Source organism: Sinorhizobium sp. BJ1 (assembly GCF_002531555.1).
Classification (GTDB): Bacteria; Pseudomonadota; Alphaproteobacteria; order Rhizobiales; family Rhizobiaceae; genus Sinorhizobium; species Sinorhizobium fredii_B.
On the sequence record NZ_NWTH01000004.1, the window covers coordinates 156,837 to 176,368 of the forward strand.

The 19,532-nt window shown below is 61.9% G+C and carries 16 protein-coding genes; 13 read left to right on the forward strand and 3 right to left on the reverse strand.

The features are described 5' to 3' along the window. Positions 1–2 precede the first annotated feature (2 nt). From CO676_RS06860 to CO676_RS06880, 5 genes are all read left to right on the forward strand, one after another. Positions 3–1,151 carry a hypothetical protein gene (locus CO676_RS06860; RefSeq protein ID WP_097520054.1) on the forward strand — a complete coding sequence of 383 codons (1,149 nt, stop codon included), beginning with the start codon at positions 3–5 and terminating at the stop codon, positions 1,149–1,151. A 3-nt stretch (positions 1,152–1,154) separates the two neighbouring features. Beyond that, complete coding sequence (locus tag CO676_RS06865) at positions 1,155–3,071, forward strand: AAA family ATPase (protein ID WP_097520055.1); 1,917 nt, start codon at positions 1,155–1,157, stop codon at positions 3,069–3,071. 19 nt (positions 3,072–3,090) lie between these two features. After that, positions 3,091–4,380, forward strand: coding sequence for a DUF6638 family protein (locus CO676_RS06870; RefSeq protein WP_097520056.1), 1,290 nt, complete (start codon positions 3,091–3,093; stop codon positions 4,378–4,380). A 3-nt stretch (positions 4,381–4,383) separates the two neighbouring features. Further along, entirely contained in the window at positions 4,384–5,601 is a 1,218-nt protein-coding gene (locus CO676_RS06875; protein WP_097520057.1) for a DUF2333 family protein, read from the forward strand. An 87-nt stretch (positions 5,602–5,688) separates the two neighbouring features. After that, the gene (locus CO676_RS06880) at positions 5,689–7,368 is read left to right on the forward strand and encodes a formate--tetrahydrofolate ligase (RefSeq protein WP_097520058.1); all 1,680 of its coding nucleotides are present in this window, start codon (positions 5,689–5,691) and stop codon (positions 7,366–7,368) included. Positions 7,369–7,384: 16 nt separating this feature from the next. On the opposite strand, the gene CO676_RS35135 is transcribed toward CO676_RS06880, so the two are convergent. Further along, complete coding sequence (locus tag CO676_RS35135; RefSeq protein WP_179875422.1) at positions 7,385–7,894, reverse strand: DUF1993 domain-containing protein; 510 nt, start codon at positions 7,892–7,894, stop codon at positions 7,385–7,387. A 164-nt stretch (positions 7,895–8,058) separates the two neighbouring features. Between CO676_RS35135 and CO676_RS35140 the strand changes: the two genes are divergently transcribed. After that, complete coding sequence (locus CO676_RS35140; protein ID WP_245424271.1) at positions 8,059–8,517, forward strand: YiiD C-terminal domain-containing protein; 459 nt, start codon at positions 8,059–8,061, stop codon at positions 8,515–8,517. A 5-nt stretch (positions 8,518–8,522) separates the two neighbouring features. Here the strand turns inward: CO676_RS35140 and CO676_RS06890 are convergent, their stop codons facing one another. Beyond that, the gene (locus CO676_RS06890) at positions 8,523–9,347 is read right to left on the reverse strand and encodes an extensin family protein (protein ID WP_097520059.1); all 825 of its coding nucleotides are present in this window, start codon (positions 9,345–9,347) and stop codon (positions 8,523–8,525) included. A 266-nt stretch (positions 9,348–9,613) separates the two neighbouring features. Between CO676_RS06890 and CO676_RS06895 the strand changes: the two genes are divergently transcribed. The 5 genes from CO676_RS06895 (at position 9,614) to queF (ending at position 15,871) form a co-directional block, all read left to right on the forward strand. Next, a complete protein-coding gene (locus tag CO676_RS06895; protein WP_097520060.1) occupies positions 9,614–11,725 on the forward strand; it encodes a TonB-dependent receptor in 2,112 nt (703 codons plus the stop codon). A gap of 124 nt (positions 11,726–11,849) precedes the next feature. Continuing rightward, a complete protein-coding gene (gene trpLE / locus CO676_RS35685) occupies positions 11,850–11,894 on the forward strand; it encodes a trpE operon leader peptide TrpLE (protein ID WP_178385068.1) in 45 nt (14 codons plus the stop codon). A gap of 115 nt (positions 11,895–12,009) precedes the next feature. Continuing rightward, positions 12,010–14,199, forward strand: a complete 2,190-nt coding sequence (locus CO676_RS06900; RefSeq protein WP_097520061.1) for an anthranilate synthase — start codon at positions 12,010–12,012, stop codon at positions 14,197–14,199. 176 nt (positions 14,200–14,375) lie between these two features. Continuing rightward, positions 14,376–15,287 (forward strand): cation diffusion facilitator family transporter, encoded by a 912-nt coding sequence (locus CO676_RS06905; RefSeq protein WP_097520326.1) that lies wholly within the window; start codon positions 14,376–14,378, stop codon positions 15,285–15,287. A gap of 119 nt (positions 15,288–15,406) precedes the next feature. Further along, positions 15,407–15,871 (forward strand): preQ(1) synthase, encoded by a 465-nt coding sequence (gene queF / locus CO676_RS06910; protein ID WP_014765373.1) that lies wholly within the window; start codon positions 15,407–15,409, stop codon positions 15,869–15,871. Positions 15,872–15,914: 43 nt separating this feature from the next. On the opposite strand, the gene CO676_RS06915 is transcribed toward queF, so the two are convergent. Continuing rightward, complete coding sequence (locus tag CO676_RS06915; RefSeq protein WP_097520062.1) at positions 15,915–16,493, reverse strand: HupE/UreJ family protein; 579 nt, start codon at positions 16,491–16,493, stop codon at positions 15,915–15,917. Between the two features lie 232 nt (positions 16,494–16,725). On the opposite strand from CO676_RS06915, the gene CO676_RS06920 reads away from it, so the two are divergent. Continuing rightward, the gene (locus CO676_RS06920; protein ID WP_014765370.1) at positions 16,726–17,310 is read left to right on the forward strand and encodes an ATP-dependent Clp protease proteolytic subunit; all 585 of its coding nucleotides are present in this window, start codon (positions 16,726–16,728) and stop codon (positions 17,308–17,310) included. 431 nt (positions 17,311–17,741) lie between these two features. Next, entirely contained in the window at positions 17,742–19,451 is a 1,710-nt protein-coding gene (gene leuA / locus CO676_RS06930; protein ID WP_014765368.1) for a 2-isopropylmalate synthase, read from the forward strand. Positions 19,452–19,532: the final 81 nt, after the last annotated feature.

Below are 19,532 nucleotides of genomic sequence, written 5' to 3' on the forward strand. Positions count from 1 at the left end.
TGATGAATACCGGTGTATCTCCTGCCGTCAGGCAATATTTCACCTCGATCCGGTCCGCTCTGGCCGGGCTCGAACTGTTTCTCGGCGATCGCAATTCGCCGCTTTATCGCAACACGGTCGTCGGCGAAGTCATCGTTCCCTATCTGGCGCGGCTCAAGGCATCGGTTGCCTGTTGGGAAAACCGCATCGGCTTCGTCGAGCACTTCCGGATCTCGCGCGCCGAGAGCGGATTTCCGGTCTTCCAGAATGTGTTGGAGCTCGAAAACGACCGGCAGAGCGCGGAGAAGCGGCTGGCGAGCATCCCATCCGCCGATGCGCTGCGGGAGGAGATGGTCGATTTCATCCTGCGGCAGAAGGCGTTTCCGGAGGCGCTGCAGGCCCGCACGGCAGAGCGGCTCTATCTCGAGCAGATCGGCAAGGGTGAGATATTCTCCCCGTTCATCCTGCCGGAGACGATCCGGGTTGCCGTCAATCCGAAGACGATGCGGCCCTATTACGTCGTCGCCTGGGGCGCCTTCGATGGCACGCAGACGCTTCCGATGATTTACATGGCGACGGTCGAGGATTCCTCGGAGAATGTCGTCGAGATGCTGGTGACCAAAGACGGCAAGCTCAATCCGGAGATCGATATCCCATTGCCGGTCGGCGGGCTGCTCAATCCGGAACTGGCCAGCCGTTTCGACGACTTCGCCTCGAAAAACAGCGCCTATTCGCTGACGCCGGTGACGATCGCCACCAATCTCGACAAGGATTTTCCGGAACTGCATCCGAAGCAGCTGAGGCGCATCGTGCTCGGGCCATTCTATTCGGCCGGAATCACCGAGAACAATGCCCGGATCAACGACATCCTCTCGAAGGTGCGCAAGACGGAGAATGCCTGGCTCCTGACCTGGACGGTGCAGGAGGTCTTCTCCAAGGCCGAGCGGCCCGCGGAGCGCGGCTTCTGGTCCTCGACGCCGGCGCAGGAGGAATTTCATATCGATACCGACAATCTCGAAGCCGCGCGCATGGGTGTGAGCGCCTATGAGAAACATGCGCTGGTGCCGCACGACGCCTATCAGGCGCTCTACGCGGCCGGCGAGGCGGCGCAGGTTTTCGGCGACTACAAGGTGCATGTGATCTCCGGCAATCAGGTGGTGAGCGAGGTTTGAGCGATGACGCTGAATACGGGCCTGACGACGCTGCACGAGGATGACATCGCCAAGCATCAGGCGGTCGCGCAAAGCCTGGTAACCAAGCTTGTCATTCTTGAGCGCGACGAGGCCACGGCGGGCACGCCGCTTGCAGGCACCGGCCGCCGCTTCGTCTCGACCGTCTCGACCGGCGGCCAGCGGCGGACGCGCGAGGTCGAACTCGCCCGCACCATCCAGTCGGTGCGTGGCGCCGATCCTCTGCTTTCGCCGGCACAGCATGGCGTCCTCTACCGCGCGCGGCGCGGTATCCAGGTGGCGCTGGCGGTTTCTGACGTGTTCGCGCGGCAGACGAACCTCGAACAATTGCAGGCGCGCAACGCCGGCACCCCGCTTGCCGGCGAGGAGGCGAGCCATTTCAAGGCGCTGCTTTCAGCAGCCGCCTATATCGCCGCCTTCACGCTTGCCGCCTATCTCGGCGCGACGCTGCAGGGCGAGGGGGAGCCGGTGGACGATGCCGCCGAACCGGATTTCCTCTTCGATACCTCTCAGGACGCGCTGAAGAGCATGATCGCCGCACTCGATCGCAGCATCACCGGCGCCCCGGACGATCTGGCCTTGACTGCACGCAGCCGTGCGTTCTCCCGCGTCGCGATCGAGGGATTGCTCGCCCGCAAGGCGCGCTTCACCGGGCTGCAGAACTTCGAGAATATTCACATCCGGCTCGACCAGGATGACTTCACGCTGAACGGCTTCGATGTTGCGCCCGGGCAGAAGCGCAAGCCCTTGGTCATGACCTTCAAGAAGCCGGACGAAATCATCGGCAATCACATCGCCAAGTATCAGGCGCTGAAACTCGCCAAGATGCTGATGGCCTACGACTTCGACCGGCAGATGAATCCGTTTGTCGAGCTTGGCGGCTTCCTCTTCACCTTCATCGGCGACGGCATGCCGGGCACCGGCAAGACGATATTGATCCAGATGCTTGCCGGCATGCTGCACGACTATTGCGGCGTGGCCGGCTATGCCTTCCACTACGAGAATTTCGGCGTCGACCAGATCTCCTCCTACCAGGGCAAATCCGGCCAGAACTGCAAGGAGTTCGTCAACAACGTCATCAACCCGCGGGCTATCGGCTTCGGCACGATCGACGACGTCGACCAAGTGGCGGCGAAGCGCTCCGACGACCGCGCCTCGGCCGGCCAGCACGAGGTGACGGCGGTGCTGATGGAGAGTTTTGCGGGCGCCTCGACGGTGGTACGCGGCAATTGCACCTTCGGCATGTTCTCAAACTATCCGGAGAATGTCGACGATGCGCTGCGCCAGCGAGCCGGCGCGCGCTGGCTAGTCGACGGGCCGCAGACGCAAGGCGACTACATCGACATCTTCGCGCTGCTCGTCGGCAAGAACCACAAGATCCCGCTCGGCCAGCACGAGCTTTATGCCGGCCAGGAGATCAAGCGCGCCGTTTCGCAATCCTATGCGGCGCACGCGCAGCCGCAGGAGGAGGGGCTCGCCGCCGTCTGGGAGCGCTACGAGAAGGAGAAGGGCAAGATCGCCACGCTCGCCGATGTTGGCGCCTATCTGCACATGATCAAGGAGGCGGAGCCGCGCTTCACCGGCCGGGCGATCAGGAACATCACCGATGCGATCAAGATGCGGGCGATGGACGTCGAATTGCCGGACGACTGGTTCAAGGACGCGGCCTCCTTCATGCACAAGTCCTACGACGAGAAGAAGGCGATGATCGAGGAACTGCGCGGCCCGATCACCCTCGACATGGCGCTGCAGGAAATCAACCGTTACGCCGACAGCGAATTCCGCTACACCGACAAATCGGACGACGCCGCCATTGCCGACATCATCCGCCGCGAGCGCCAGCGCGAGAAGGCGATCCGCGAGATCGAGACGATGAAGCGCGACGGCCGGTGGCAGGGATGAGCGAAGAGAACACTGCCGCATGAAACGCCTTCTCGAAGCCGAACTCATCTATGGACGGCTGCTCGACATTTCCGAGCCACACCTCGTCGCGCGCTACAACAAGGCGCTCGAAGGCTTCGGGCTGAAGCCGACGGCGCTGGAGCGCTTCAGCATCGATATGACCGGCTTCTCGCCGGAGATCGCGCAGGAATTGGGCGACCGCGACTACCTCGACCCGAACCGGGTCAACCGGCGTTTCATCGTCCTGACGCCCGCCCAGGCGGAACTGCCGGTCGTCCACACGAGCTTTTCCAACACCGCGGCGCTGATGCATGAGTTCTTCAATGCCAACAGCCGCGCGATCAACGCCGTCACCATCAAGGATGCGCTCTACGGCGAGATCGAGGATTCGGTCTCGGTGGTCGAGGACATCGACGATCTCCTGTCGATCAACGAGGTACGCTTCCGGGTGCTCTCCGCCGAGGATATGCTCGGCAAGGCGGCGGAGCTCCGGGAACTCGTCGACCGTCTGAAGAAGGTGCCGAACGCATGGTCCGACGACGCCATGCTGAACCGGATGGTGGAACTCGCCAAGCTGACAGGTGACATTCGGCAGAATGCACTGGTTCCCGAGGAGCTGGTCTTCCGGCACGAGGCCTTCTGGGCCAATCACTTCGGCGGCGTCTATGTCTTCCTCGACCAGAAGACAACGACGGTGATCTGCGATCCCTCGGTACCCGGCTTCCGCCGCTCGCGGCCATGGCAGGTGAGCTACATCGCCATAACCGATCATGCGCGCATCTACGATTTCCTGGCGACGACGAACCGGCTGCAGCTGCCGCAGGCCTCCTGGGTGCAGGAGTCGGGGCTGTTCCAGCACCGGGCCGACATGGCTATCCGCGGGCTAATCAACGAGGCTGAACCGGATGCGGATCTCCTCAGTACCGACCGGATCTGGCTGCAGACCTGGATCCATCGCAATGCCGCTCTCGTCGCACGCGACGGGAGCTATCCCTTCCTTCAGGAAATGTCGCGCGCGATCGCCGCGACGGGCACGATCAAGATGCAGGAGGTCGCGCCGGAAAGCCGCTTCCTGCTGATCAGGGCAACCCCCGACCATCCGGACAAATGGCTGGTCAACCAGCTCATCTCGCAGCTCGTTCCGCGCGACTTCGTCTCGCGCTTCGTGTTCGACAAGCAAGGCTTCTATGGTGCCTACGAGCGCTACGGCGAAAAGTTCCGCGAATACGTTGTGGCGACGTTGACGGGCACATATCTGAAAGACAAGGCCGGCTTCCGCCACAAGCTCTACGGTCTCAAAGAGGAATAGGACATGCTCGATCCGATCGTTGTGTTTTTTCAGCGTGTGTTCACGGCGATCGGCCGCGGCATTGGCCTGGCGGTTTCCTGGCTCCTCTGGCCATTCGTGGCGCTCGCCAACTGGTATCGAGGAAGGAGCTGGATCATCAAGGGCCCGATCGGTCTGGTGCTGCTCGGCCTGATCTTCTTCTACGGCTATTTCATCTGGCAAACGCAGGCCTGGACCAATTTCGATCCGGATTATGTCGACCGTTACAAGCTTTCCCAGCGCAAGGTGCCGGCCGGTTCGCCGATCAGCGGCCCCGGCGCCACGACGGGACAATCCGGCAGCGCGCCGACCACGAGCCAGGCTGCCGTCGTCCCCTCGGACGCATCGACGACCGAAGCGCTCGACATGGCGCAACTGCCGGCCGGTACCGTCTGCCAGACCTCGGCGGTGGTCGACGTGGCGGCCGATCTCATCGACCTCAACGTCAATCAGAATGCCTGGATCTCCTCGATGATCGCCTACAAGCTCGGGTTGTTCGGGCTCGACTGGGACGACACGCCCTGGCTCGACAACAAGGCGTCGTTCCAGCGCGGCATCAACCAGGCAATCCGGCGCACCACCGTTGAGTTGGTCGACTCACTCGGACGCGTGCGCGGCACGTCCGGCGTCAACAACGACCTGCAGAGCGCCCGCGGCAATATCCAGTTCGACGAGGAAACCTGGTATTTCGGCATCAATCCTTTCGGCCCGAAGACCCCGACCCCGAGCTTCTATCGCGCCGCCATGCGCGATCTCAGGAAATTCAATGTTTCGCTCGGCAAGTGCGAGGCGATCTTCGACGGCCGGTCCGACAACATGGTGGAGTTCCTCGACCGCATCGCCAATGACCTCGGCAACACGTCGGCGATCATTCGCGAGCGCTCGGAATTCCACAATGGCGGCTGGTTCGATACCCGCGCCGACGACCGCTTCTGGTTCGCCTTCGGCCAGCTCTACGGCTATTACGGCATCCTCTCGGCGGCCGGGGCGGATTTCCAGAACGTCGTCGCGCAGCGCGGGCTGACGCCGATCTACACGGAAACGATGAAGCAGCTTCGCTCGGCGCTGCGCATCCAGCCGCTCATCATCTCGAACGGCCGCGAGGACGGCTGGATCATGCCGACGCATCTGGCGACGATGGGCTTCTATATTCTTCGCGTGCGGTCCAACCTCGTGGAGATGCGCGATATCCTTGCCCGTTGACGGCGGCCGTGTCAGCGTAAGCAAAAAGAAACAGAGCGGCGCATTTCGCGGAGGAGGCGAAGGCGCGGGCTTGAAGGGGGGAGCAGCATGCCGGAGGTCAAGCCCGATATCGAGATCGCGCGCGCAGCGCGGAAGAAACCGATCCTGGAGATCGGCGCGAAGCTCGGCATTCCGCCGGAACATCTGCTTCCTTACGGCCATGACAAAGCGAAGGTGAGCGCCGAATTCATAGCGGCGCAGAAGGAGAAGAGAAACGGCCGGCTGATCCTGGTGACGGCGATCAATCCGACGCCGGCCGGCGAGGGCAAGACAACGACGACGGTGGGCCTCGGCGACGGCCTCAATCGCATCGGCAAGAAGACGATCGTCTGCATCCGCGAAGCCTCGCTCGGCCCCTGCTTCGGCATCAAAGGGGGTGCTGCCGGCGGCGGGTACGCCCAGGTGGTGCCGATGGAGGACATCAACCTTCATTTCACCGGTGACTTCCACGCCATCACCTCGGCGCATAACCTGCTCGCCGCGCTGATCGACAATCACATTTATTGGGGCAACGAACAGGCAATCGATATCCGCCGCATCGCCTGGCGGCGGGTGATGGACATGAACGACCGGGCACTGCGCCAGATCATCGGATCGCTCGGCGGCGTCGCGAACGGGTATCCGCGCGAGACGGGGTTCGACATCACCGTCGCATCGGAGGTCATGGCGATCCTGTGCCTTGCCGCCGATATAAAGGACCTGGAAAAGCGTCTCGGCGATATCATCATCGGCTATCGGCGCGACAAGAGCCCGGTCTACGCGCGGGACATCAGGGCGGACGGGGCGATGGCTGTCCTGCTCAGGGACGCGATGCAGCCGAATCTCGTGCAGACGCTCGAGAACAACCCGGCCTTCGTTCATGGCGGGCCCTTCGCCAATATCGCGCATGGCTGCAATTCGGTCGTGGCGACGACGACGGCGCTGAAGCTTGCCGATTACGTCGTCACCGAAGCCGGTTTCGGCGCGGATCTCGGCGCCGAAAAATTCTTCGATATCAAGTGCCGCAAGGCCGGCCTGAAGCCGGATGCCGCCGTCGTCGTTGCTTCCGTCCGGGCAATCAAGATGAATGGCGGCGTGAAGAAGGATGACCTCGGCAAAGAAAACCTCGAGGCGCTCCGGAAGGGATGCGCGAATCTCGGGCGCCATGTGCAGAACGTCAAGAAATTCGGCGTGCCGGTGCTTGTCGCGATCAATCACTTCACGTCCGATACGGAGGCCGAGGTGGAGGCGATCAAGGACTATGTCCGAACGCTTGGTTCCGAGGCCGTCCTCTGCCGGCACTGGTCCGAGGGGTCGGCCGGCATCGAGGAACTTGCGCACAAGGTCGTCGATCTCGCCAATGCCGGACACTCACAGTTCTCGCCGCTTTATCCGGACGACATGCCGCTTTTCCACAAGATCGAGGCGATCGCCAAGGACATCTATCACGCCAGTGAGGTCATTGCCGACAAGGTGGTGCGCGATCAGCTCAGGACCTGGGAAGACCAGGGTTACGGGCACCTGCCGATCTGCATGGCGAAGACGCAATATTCCTTCTCCACCGACCCCAATCTGCGCGGCGCTCCGAGCGGCCACGCGGTGCCGATCCGCGAAGTCCGCCTTGCGGCCGGCGCCGGCTTCGTCGTCGTCATCACGGGCGAGATCATGACGATGCCGGGCCTGCCGAAGGTACCCTCCTCGGAGAAGATTCGCCTCAACGAAGCGGGCTATATAGAGGGCTTGTTCTGAAGCAACCGCACCCTCGTCAATCGAGCCCGACGATATAGTCCGTCTTGCCAATCGGCACGCCCCTGTGGCGCAGGATGTCGTAGGCGGTGGTCAGATGGAAATAGAAATTCGGCAACACGAACTTCAAGAGGTAGTCGTCGCCGCTGAAGGTCACCTTCAGATTCGGGAAGCTGAGGGTTACTTCGCGCTTCTCACTGCCCTCGAGGTGTTCCGGGGTAACCGTGTCGAAGAATGCCACCGTCTTGGCGATCCGCTTGCGCAGATCGGCGAAGCTCTGCTCGTCATCGGGAAAACGCGGCACTTCGAGCGTCGTCAGCCGGGCGATCGCGTTCTTGCTGGTGTCGCTCGCCCGCTGGATCTGGCCCGACAGCGGCAGCATGTCCGGCGCGAGCCGCGCATTGAAGAAGTCGTCGAGCGGCGTGCCCGATTCCACGGCAAAAGCCTCGGCCTTGTCGAGGAGCCCGCCGAGCGCGTAAAAGCCGCGCGCGAAGACGGGGATGGAGAGCGTATACATTGTCAAAGGCATGGAATTGTTCCTCGCTTAAGGCGGTGATTGCGGACAGTGCCGCTGATAGATCGTATCGATTGGCGATAGGTTCAATCGTCAGCGGATATCTTTGCCGATCCGAAAGAGAATTCGTACTGAGCTTGCTTGATTGGCCCCCGGCGCACTACCTTGGAATCACAATGATGTCTTCTGAATTGCAGGCCTACCTTCATGCGCATATCCCTCTGTCCGCTGCCATGCAGGTGGAGGTGGCGTCGGTGGAGTGGGAACATGTCCTCCTTCAGGCACCACTGGCGCCGAACATCAATCATCGCGAAACGGTTTTCGGGGGGAGCGCTTCGGCACTTTCGATTCTCGCCGCCTGGTCGCTGTTGCATGTCCGGCTTCGCTCGAGCGGCGTCGCCAGCCGACTGGTGATCCAAAGCAACCGCATGGATTATCTGAGACCGATGGTCGGTTCCTTCTCGGCCCGTTCGAGTCTCGTAGACGCTGATCAATGGCCAGGCTTCATGCGTTTGCTCGCACGGCGGGGCAGGGCGCGTCTGACGGTGACGGCCGAACTCATGGCCGAGGGTGAGGTCGCCGGTCTTTTCTCCGGCGAATTCGTCGCGCTTGGATATAAGACGGCGCAGGACGGCTGAAGCGGCTAGCGGCAGTAGCGATAACCGTTCTTTCGTTCGATGACATCGAGATGCAGGTGGTCTTCATGCGCCGCATCGCTGCCCGGATCGAGCACGGTCCTGAAATAAAGACAGGCGGACGCCGTCACAGCGCGCTGGAAGGCGCCGGTCAGGGTGCCGTCGTCGTCGCGCGGCTGGATCTCGATGGTCTTGCCGTCGGCGAGGCTGAAGGAGGCGACGTCCACCGCGTTGCCGCGCGCGTGTTCGGAAATCTTGCCGGTGCTTGCATTGTTCCGTAGCCGACAGACATAGGTCGAAGCCTGATTCAGGGCTGAGATGCGGACGTCGGGCCCGAAAGAGGCCTTTGCCGCCGGGGTCGCGGTCTCCTTTACCCAGCGGGCGAGCGCCAGGGCCGTTTCGCAGCGCATCACGCCTTCCGGCTTGAGGGTGACGCCCGGCAATACCGCACTTACCCCGATCGGCTTGTCGATCCCGCAGCCCTTGCCGTCATCGACGCGGGCGGTTTCCGCAAAGGTGCTGCCAATGTCCTTCAGTGCGGCGAGGCAGGAGGCGTAGGCTTTCGGGTCCTCTTTTTCGATCTCAAGGATCGCTTCCGCCGCACCGGGACGGAGAGCATCGTCTTTCCAGCCCGGCGGTAAGGCTTGCCGGGGCTGGGCGTCCGATTTTTCTTTGTCGGTCGCTTGACCTCCACTCTGCGGTGCGGGTTTCGGCGTGGGCGTAGGCTGTTCGCCCTGACTTGCGGGCCTCGCCACCGGCAGCGGCCCTTTTTTTGGAAGCGTCGCCCCGGAAAGCACCAAGGCAGACACCAGAATCATTCCGAAAGCGCGCATGCAGGTCCTTCCCGTTTCCGTTGTGGCGAAACGCACGAGAGGCAATCCTGTTTCAAATTATGCTGAAACTGAGGAGAGGCTTGGGTCGCGGCACAGAGTGTGCTCGCGGGTGCCCCTATATTTATATTGACTTTTTTACTCATGTTTTTTATGTGGCCTAAACAAGGCGATGACGTGTCCGTCTCGCCCATTCCGACACCTGCCCAGCCAGCCCTTGAGTTGCCGCTCAACAGCAAGCCCGGCCAACAATTTCAAAGGACTGGTCCATGCTCAACCGGCATCATCGCCTGGCTCTTCTCGCATGCACTGCGACAATCGCCTTGTCAGTCGCTTCCGACAGCTTCGCGCAAAGCGCGACAGCATCTCAGCAGACGGAGGCCGAAGAAGCGGAAGCTGCAAAGAAGGGTGAGACCTATCTCTCGCCGATTGTCGTCAAGGGCGGGCGCGAAGCCGATCCCTATGCGAAGCCCGGTCCTTCGAGCGTCGTCAGCACGGATGAAATCGAACTCCAGGCCGGCCAGGAGACCGACGATCTCTTCCGCAGCGTGCCTGGCACCTCGACGGCCAACAACCCGCAAAACCCCGGCGTTGCCGTCAACATTCGCGGTTTCGAAGGCTCCGGCCGCGTCAACATGATGATCGACGGCGTGCGTCAGAATTTCCGCTTCACCGGCCACGAGGCCCAAGGCTTCGCCTATGTCGATCCCGCCTTCCTTTCCGAGATCGACCTGACCCGCGGCGCCGTCACCGGCGTCGGCGGCGGCGCGTTGGCCGGCTCGGTCAATTTCAAGACCTATGACATCGAGGACCTGATCCAGGACGGCAAGACCTATGGCGGCCAGGCCGTCGCCACCTACGGCACGAACGGCGGTGGCTGGTCGGAATCGCTGCTCGGCGCCTATCGCTTCAACGACGTCGTCTCGGTGCTGGGCGGTATCAGCAAGAGCGATCCGGGCAATTACGACAATGGCGACGGTGTCGAAGTTCCATTCACCGAGGAGGATCTGCTCTCCGGCCTCCTGAAGGCCAAGATCACGCCGGACAAGGACCATTCGTTCAAGTTCAGCGCGATGTCCTACGACAATGACTTCTTCGCGAACTCCTATTTCCAGAACGTGACGAACCAGACGGTCAGCGCGAACTATGCCTACACGCCCGACAACGAACTGATCGATCTGCGCGCGAACGCCTATTACAACCGCGTGAAGATGAAATATGACGGCAATGTCAGCGGCGCCGGTTCGGCCAAGGGACGGCGCATTACCGACACCGGCATCGGGTTCGACATTTCGAACACCTCGACAATCGACCTCGGCGAGGTTGCCATGCGCTCCAATTATGGCGTCGAATATTTCCAGGATGACTACGATGTCATCAACAGCGCGGCGCAGCCGACCGGCGGCGTCAACGGCAGCGGCAAGAATGCGACGACCGGCATCTTCAATTCAACGACCTTCACTTATGGCATCGTCGACCTGACCGCCGGCCTGCGCTACGACCACTTCAACATCGACGGCTCCGGCTCGGTGAGCGCCGGCAATCCGCTTGGCATGCCCGCGGGCGCCTATAGCGTCGACGAATCGGACGGCCGCCTCAATCCGAGTGTCACGCTCGCCGTCAATGCCACCGAATGGCTGCAGCCCTACGTGACTTATGCGGAGACCTTGCGCGCTCCGACGGTCAACGAAATCTTCGTCGGCGGTTCGCATCCCGGTGGATTCCAAATGTTCTTCCCCAACCCGTTCCTCCAGCCGGAAATATCCAAGGGTTGGGAAATCGGCGCGAACATCAATCTGGATGACCTCATCGCTACGGGAGACAGCTTCCGCCTGAAGGCGAACTATTTCCACAACAGGGTGGACAATTATATCACTGCGGCTTTGGCCAACGGCGGGATGCAAATATTCTTTGTCAACAATCCCGGAATATCCACGGTTCAGGGCTTTGAACTGCAGGCAGCCTATGATGCCGGCTACGTGTTCGGCGACCTTGCCTACACGCATACGGAGAGCGACCTACCGTCCCAGGTCAACGGCTTTGGCGTACAGAGCTTCCTTCCCGACGACATCGTAAGTGCGACCCTCGGGGCGCGTTTTCTCGAGGAACAGCGCCTGACGGTAGGCACGCGTATCTATGCCGTTTCCAACGCCTTCATCGGCGAGGAGAACGCGGGGGCAAGCGGATCCGCCACCGTGCCCGGTTACGGCCTTGTCGATCTCTTCGCGAACTACAAGTTCGAGAACGGTCTCGAACTGACCGGCAGCGTGACGAACGTCTTCGACAAGACCTACACGCCGGCGTCGAGCACGATCGCCGGCAGCACGGTCGACACTGGCCGGGGCCGGACGTTCCTCGTCACGGCGAAGGCGAAGTTCTAAGCTTTCGTTGCCTCGACGACTGCATAGGGGGCGGTTCGAAAGGGCCGCCTCTCTTCTTTCGGCGAGCATTTGGTGTCGTTTTTCCCGCTTGCGTGCCGCCGAAAGGCAGGCTAACACTTCGCTCATGGCAAACACGCAGAACATTTCAATCTGGTGGTGGGCTCGCTGAGGCGGCCTTGACCAGTCATGCGTGATTGAGACATGAAGCCGCCCGGAGATTTCGAGGCGGCTTTTTTCGTATTCGGGCCGCGTGGAATGACCGGGCTATTTACGGAGCGAGGCGAATGGCAACGGTAATTCTGGAAGACGGCGCGGAGAGTTACACCACGAAGGGCGGCATCGTCGTCACGCGCAGGCGTCGCGACGCATCCTATGCGGACGCGATCGCCTCCTATGTGGACAGGCTCGACGAGCGTCGCGGCGCGGTCTTCTCGTCGAATTACGAGTATCCCGGCCGCTATACGCGCTGGGACACCGCCGTCGTCGACCCGCCGCTCGCCATCTCCTCCTTCGGTCGTTCGCTCTGGATCGAAGCCTATAACGAGCGCGGCGAGGTGCTGCTGGCGCTGATCGCCGAGCACTTGCAAACCGTCGCCGACATCACCCTCGGGGCCTCGACGTCCCGCCGTCTCGAACTCACCATCAATGAGCCGCACCGCATCTTTTCCGAGGAAGAGCGCTCGAAGATGCCGACGGTCTTCACGGTGCTTCGCGCCGTGACAAATCTGTTCCATTCGGAGGAGGATGCGAGCCTCGGCCTTTACGGCGCCTTCGGCTACGATCTCGCCTTCCAGTTCGATGCGATCGAGCTGAAGCTCACCCGGCCGGACGACCAGCGCGACATGGTCCTCTTCCTGCCGGACGAGATTCTCGTCGTCGACCACTACGCTGCCAAGGCCTGGATCGATCGTTATGATTTCGCCAAGGACGGCGTCTCGACGGGGGGCAAGGCGACGGATATCGCTCCCGAGCCGTTCCGCATCGTCGACAGCATCCCGCCGCACGGCGATCATCGCCCCGGCGAATATGCCGAGCTCGTCGTCAAGGCGAAGGAGAGCTTCCGGCGCGGCGACCTCTTCGAGGTGGTGCCGGGACAGAAATTCTACGAGCGCTGCGAAAGCCGCCCCTCCGAGATTTCCAACCGGCTGAAGGCGATCAACCCGTCGCCCTATTCGTTCTTCATCAATCTCGGCAACCAGGAATATCTCGTCGGCGCCTCGCCGGAGATGTTCGTGCGGGTTTCCGGCCGCCGCATAGAGACCTGCCCGATCTCCGGGACGATCAAGCGCGGTGACGACCCGATCGCCGACAGCGAGCAGATCCTCAAGCTGCTGAACTCGAAGAAGGACGAGTCCGAGCTCACCATGTGCTCGGACGTCGACCGAAACGACAAGAGCCGCGTCTGCGTGCCGGGCTCGGTGAAGGTGATCGGCCGCCGGCAGATCGAGATGTATTCGCGGCTGATCCACACGGTCGACCATATCGAAGGCCGGCTGCGCGACGACATGGACGCCTTCGACGGGTTCCTCAGCCACGCCTGGGCTGTGACGGTGACGGGCGCGCCGAAGCTCTGGGCGATGCGCTTCATCGAGAGCCATGAGAAGAGCCCGCGCGCCTGGTACGGCGGCGCCATTGGCATGGTCGGCTTCAACGGCGACATGAACACCGGGCTGACATTGCGCACGATCCGCATCAAGGAGGGGATCGCCGAGGTGAGGGCGGGCGCGACGCTGCTCTATGATTCCAATCCGGAAGAAGAAGAAGCCGAAACCGAACTGAAGGCCTCCGCCATGATTGCAGCCATCCGCGACGCGAAAGCCGCCAACAGCGCCAAGGCTGGGCGCGACGTTGCGCCCGTCGGCGCCGGCGTCAACATCCTGCTCGTCGATCACGAAGACAGCTTCGTCCATACGCTGGCGAATTATTTCCGCCAGACGGGTGCGACGGTGACGACGGTGCGCACGCCGGTGGCCGAGGAAATCTTCGACCGGGTCAAGCCGGACCTCGTCGTGCTTTCTCCCGGCCCCGGCAGCCCGAAGGATTTCGACTGCAAGGCGACGATCAAGAAGGCGCGGGGGCGCAACCTGCCGATCTTCGGCGTCTGCCTCGGCCTGCAGGCGCTGGCGGAGGCTTATGGCGGCGATCTGCGCCACCTGGCAATTCCGATGCACGGCAAGCCGTCCCGCATCCGCGTGCTGGAACCCGGAATCGTCTTCTCGGGTCTTGGCAAAGACGTGACGGTCGGCCGCTATCATTCGATCTTCGCCGATCCGTCGACCCTGCCGCGCGACTTCATGATCACCGCCGAAAGCGAGGACGGAACGATCATGGGCATCGAGCACGTCAAGGAGCCGGTAGCGGCCGTGCAGTTCCATCCGGAATCGATCATGACGCTTGGCGGCGACGCCGGTATGCGGATGATCGAGAATGTCGTGGCGCACCTGGCGAAAAGGGCGAAGATCAAGGCCGCTTGATGCCTTCACGGACGGGCGGTCGGAGCAGAAGCGCGAAGTTATCGCGCCTTTGACAAGTCGTTCCTTATCGCCCATATGGGGCATGAAAATCCGCCTGCGCGAAAACCCGCGCGGGCGGTTTTGCGTTTCAATGGCAATGCATTTGCAACTCGTTTGCATCTGCACGAGGAATGAAGATGACCGCGTCCGACAATCGAACGGTTTTGAGGCTGGCCTTTTGGGGCATTCCGCTTTCTCTCAGCGTCATGGGGCTGAAGCTGCTTGCCTGGTGGGTGACGGGGTCGGTCGCACTGCTGTCCGACGGGCTGGAATCCGTGGTCAACGTCGTCGCTGCGGTGATCGCCTATGCGATGATCGGCTACGCAGCGAAGCCGGCAGACGCCGACCACCCTTTCGGGCACCACAAGGCGGAGTATTTTTCGGCGGTCATCGAAGGCGTTTTGATCGTCGTGGCGGCGCTCTTGATCCTCTGGGAAGCGGTGCCCGAAATGCTGGCGCCCTCCCTGCTGGACGCCCCGGCGCTGGGTCTTGCAATCAACTTCGGTGCGGGTGTCATCAACGCGATCTGGGCCTATGTTTTGATCCGCGCCGGCAAGACGCATCGATCGCCGGCGCTCAGCGCCGACGGGCATCACATCCTCTCCGATGTCGTCACCTCGGTGGGGGTGCTCGTGGGCCTTGTTCTTGCCATTGCCACCGGCTATGCGATCCTCGATCCTTTGCTTGCGGTGGTGGTGGCCGGCAATATCCTGTTCCAGGGCTGGAAGGTTATCTCGGGCTCGATCGACGGGCTGATGGACAAAGCCGCGCCGGCGGAGGAAGAAGAGGCAATCAAGCAGGCGATCGCCGCTAATGCCGGCGGATCGCTCGGCGTTCATGATCTGAAGACGCGGCAGGCCGGTGCGGTCACCTTCGTGGATTTCCACATGGTCGTCGCGGAGACGATGCCGGTCGGCGACGCCCATGATATCTGCGACCGGATCGAGGATGCGATCCGCGCCGTTCATCCGGGCGCGAGGGTCGCCATTCATGTCGAGCCGGAAGGCGAAAAGGCGCACGGCGTGCGCGTGAAGACCAGAGCGGGATGAGGAAAAATGTAGTGCGGTTTTCCGCCCGCATCCCGCTCTTATTTTTTTAGAATCGATCACGTTTAAGATCTTGGGTCGAGTCGACCCAAAATCATCGTGATCCAGGGAGCATCACGGAAATGACGAAGACGGACGTATCAGGACTTTCGCAATTAGGAACAAAGGTCGACCAGCCGCAGAGCCCGGAGGAAGCGGTTCTGGAAAGGGTGCCGAGCAACCATGAGGGTACGGATTTCGTCGTCCGCTTCACCGCGCCGGAATTCACCTCGCTCTGCCCAATGACCGGTCAGCCGGACTTCGCCCATATCGTCCTCGACTACGTGCCGAACGGCTGGCTGGTCGAATCGAAGTCGCTCAAGCTGTTCCTGCATTCCTTCCGCAACCACGGCGCTTTCCACGAGGATTGCACCATCGATATCGCCAAGCGGCTGGTGTCGCTGCTCTCCCCGAAGTGGCTCAGGATCGGCGCCTACTGGTATCCGCGCGGCGGCATCCCGATCGACGTGTTCTGGCAGACCGGCAATCCGCCGGAGGGTGTCTGGCTGCCGGATCAGGGCGTGCCGACCTATCGCGGCCGCGGGTGAAGCGGCAGGAAGCCCGCCGCTTGCAGCGCTATTGCAGTGCTCCTCAGCCGAAGATCAGCACCGCGCCCGCCAGTGCGGTGATTCCGCCGAGCATGCGGGCAAGGATGCCATTGTTCGAAAGCGTCGCGAGCGCGATACCGAGGCCGACGCCTGCGGTGTGCAGCAAGGCGGTTGCGATGATGAAACCGGCAGCGAGGGTCCAGGCGCCCGCCTGTCCCAATTCGCCCCCGTGGGCATGGCCGTGAAAGAGCGCGAAGATTCCGACGAGCGCAGCGGCAGGCGCTGCGTCGAGACGCACTGCCATTGCGACGACCAGTCCGAGGGCGACGACCGAGGCGAGGATGGCCGGCTCCACGAAGGGCAGGGGAACGGCGGCGAGCGCGAGCCCGAAGCCGACAGCCATCATGGCGACGAAGGCGGCAGGAACCGACCAGAGGGCCCGGCCGCCGATCTGCGCAGCCCAGAGGCCGACGGCGACCATCGCAAGAACATGATCCGCTCCGAAAAACGGATGGGAGAAGCCTGTCGCCAGCGAGCCGTGCTCGGCCGGATCGAGATGCGCGAAGGCGGGCGCGGTGGAAGCGCCAAGTGCCGCGGTGGCGATGAGCATGCGTGTCTTCATTTTGGTCCCCACTTGTCGACAGGCTTGGGAGGCGACCTGTCTGCTCTGATGACGTGCTGATCTTATTGGGCTCTCGCCCGCTGTCCATACGGCATTTGACTGTGCTCCCATTTACCATCGCGGCAGCGCTGGCGGTCCAAACCGTTCTTCTCCAGCTCGGTTTGCATTGTCTTCGGCATCGAGTCGCATTATCTGACCTTGTGACATTTCATGAGGAGTCCGGAGCATGCGGATGAACGACGACGACCAGGAAGAAAAGAAGACCGAGCTGCCGTTGGGCAAGGAAACCGAGGCGAACCTTTTCAAGTCGCGTTCGATTTTCATCTACGGGACGATCACTCAGGAATTGGCGCAGAAGGTCTGCTCGCAACTTGTGGCGCTCGCTTCGGCCAGCGACGAAGACATTCGCCTTTTCGTCAACTCGCCGGGCGGACACGTCGAATCCGGTGACAGCATTCACGACATGATCAAGTTCGTGAAGCCGAAGGTCTGGACGGTCGGCACCGGCTGGGTCGCCTCTGCCGGCGCGCTCATCTTCGTCGCTCCTCCGAAGGAGCGGCGCATCTGCCTGCCGAATACCCGCTTCCTGCTGCACCAACCGTCCGGCGGCACGCGCGGCATGGCCTCCGATATCGAGATCCAGGCGCGTGAAATCATCAAGATGAACGAGCGGCTGAACAAAATCTTCGCCGAGGCGACCGGCCAGCCGGTCGAGAAGATCGCAAAGGATACGGACCGCGATTACTGGCTCGGCGCCGACGAGGCGAAGTCCTACGGGCTTGTCTCGCGGATCGTCACCTCCGTCGCCGAGATCTGATCGGTCTTGTTGTCGACGACACCCGATCAAAGGGCACCGCCTGAGGCCGGTGCCCTTGTCGTTTGAAAACACATCAGCGGGCGGAGGGGGCTCGGACATTTCTCGCTTCTCCTCCCTTGCTCCGGCACGGCCGGGCGTGTATAGGCACTGACATGACCAAGGCTTATGCGCACAAGATCGCTGCGATCTTCTCCGGACACGATCATGATCGTGCCCCTTCGCGCACCTTTGCCTCGCTTCTTCTTCTCGGCCTTACTCGCGGTTGCCGGGTCCGGTGAGGAGCGCCCGGCGGCCGAAAAGCCTTGCCGGCAGATTGCTCCTCTAACCTCCCAAGAACTGAAACAAAGGCGTCGGCTTCAGCCTCGCAATATCGCCCGTGATCGGCTATTGCATCCGGCAAGCTACGCTCCATTGGCGAAGAGAAGCTGCACATGATAGTGAGATCGCATCCCATCAAGACCGGCATGTCCGAGGCCGCGGTGAAATATCAGCCCTATCCGCAGGTCGCGTTGTCGGATCGCACCTGGCCTTCCAAGACGATATCCAAGGCGCCGATCTGGTGCTCGGTGGACCTGCGAGACGGCAATCAGGCGCTTGTCGATCCGATGGGGCACGACCGGAAGGCCCGCATGTTCCATCTGCTCGTGGACATGGGCTTCAAGGAGATCGAGATCGGCTTCCCATCCGCGTCGCAGACCGATTTTGACTTTGCCCGCTGGTGTGTCGAAGAAGCCAATGTCCCGGCCGACGTCTCGCTGCAGGTGCTGGTGCAGTGCCGACCGGAACTGATCACCCGTACTTTCGAGGCGCTTCAGGGCGCGCACAGGCCGATCGTCCACTTTTACAACTCGACCAGCGAGTTGCAGCGCCGCGTCGTCTTCAGCAAGGACGTCGCCGGCATCAAGCAGATCGCCACCGACGCCGCCAAGATGATCACCGACATGGCGGCGAAGGCCGGCGGCGGCTACCGCTTCGAATATTCGCCGGAAAGCTTCACCGGCACGGAACTCGAAGTGGCGCTGGAAATCTGCAACGCCGTCACCGAGATCGTCAGGCCGACGCCGGAGAACAAACTCATCATCAACCTGCCGTCAACGGTAGAGATGGCGACGCCGAACGTCTATGCCGACCAGATCGAGTGGATGTGCCGCAACCTCGACAATCGCGAGAACCTCATCATCTCGCTGCATCCGCACAACGACCGCGGCACCGGCATCGCCGCCACGGAACTGGGCCTGATGGCCGGCGCCGATCGTGTCGAGGGCACGCTCTTCGGCAATGGCGAGCGCACCGGCAATGTCGACGTGGTGACGCTGGCGCTTAACATGTTCACGCAGGGCGTCGACCCGCAGCTGGATTGCTCGGACATCGAGCGGATCAAGGAAGTCTACGAGTATTCGAACCAGATGGTCATTCCGGAGCGCCACCCCTATGTCGGCGAACTGGTCTATACCGCCTTCTCCGGCTCGCACCAGGACGCCATCAACAAGGGCATGAAGGCGCTGAAGCAGGCCAATAAGCCCACCTGGGAAGTGCCGTATCTGCCGATCGACCCGCGCGACGTCGGCCGCAGCTACGAGGCGATCATCCGCATCAACTCGCAGTCGGGCAAGGGCGGCATCGCCTATATCATGCAGGAGGACTACGGCATCAACCTGCCGCGCAACCTGCAGATCGAGTTCCGCGAGGACATTCAGCGGATCACCGACGAGGAAGGCAAGGAATTGCCGTCGAAGCGCATTCATCAGCGTTTCATCGAGCGTTATGTCGAGCAGCCCGACGCACGCATCAAGTTCGTCGATCACCACACCTACCCCGTGGGGGACCACAAGGGCCTGCGCGTCGTTGCCGCCGAGATCACCGACGGCGGCGAGACGAAGCGGATCGAAGGCAAGGGCACCGGTCCGATCGACGGCTTCATCAATGCGCTGTCGATCTATCTCGGCGTCGAGCTCTCGGTCGCGGACTATTCCGAGCACTCGCTGCAGCACGGCTCGAATGCCGCCGCGATCGCATATGTGGAGGTCGAGCATCCGGGCGGCACGCTGTTCGGCGCCGGTATCAACACCAACATCGTTGCAGCCTCGCTCGAAGCGATCGTCTCGGCCGCCAATCGTGTTTTGGAGATGAGGGGCCGGTAATCCGAACTTTACAGGCGGGCGAGTAATAGCTGTGCGAACTCGCAATTTGCCCCTCACCCTACAGCGCCGTGCGTTTTTTCA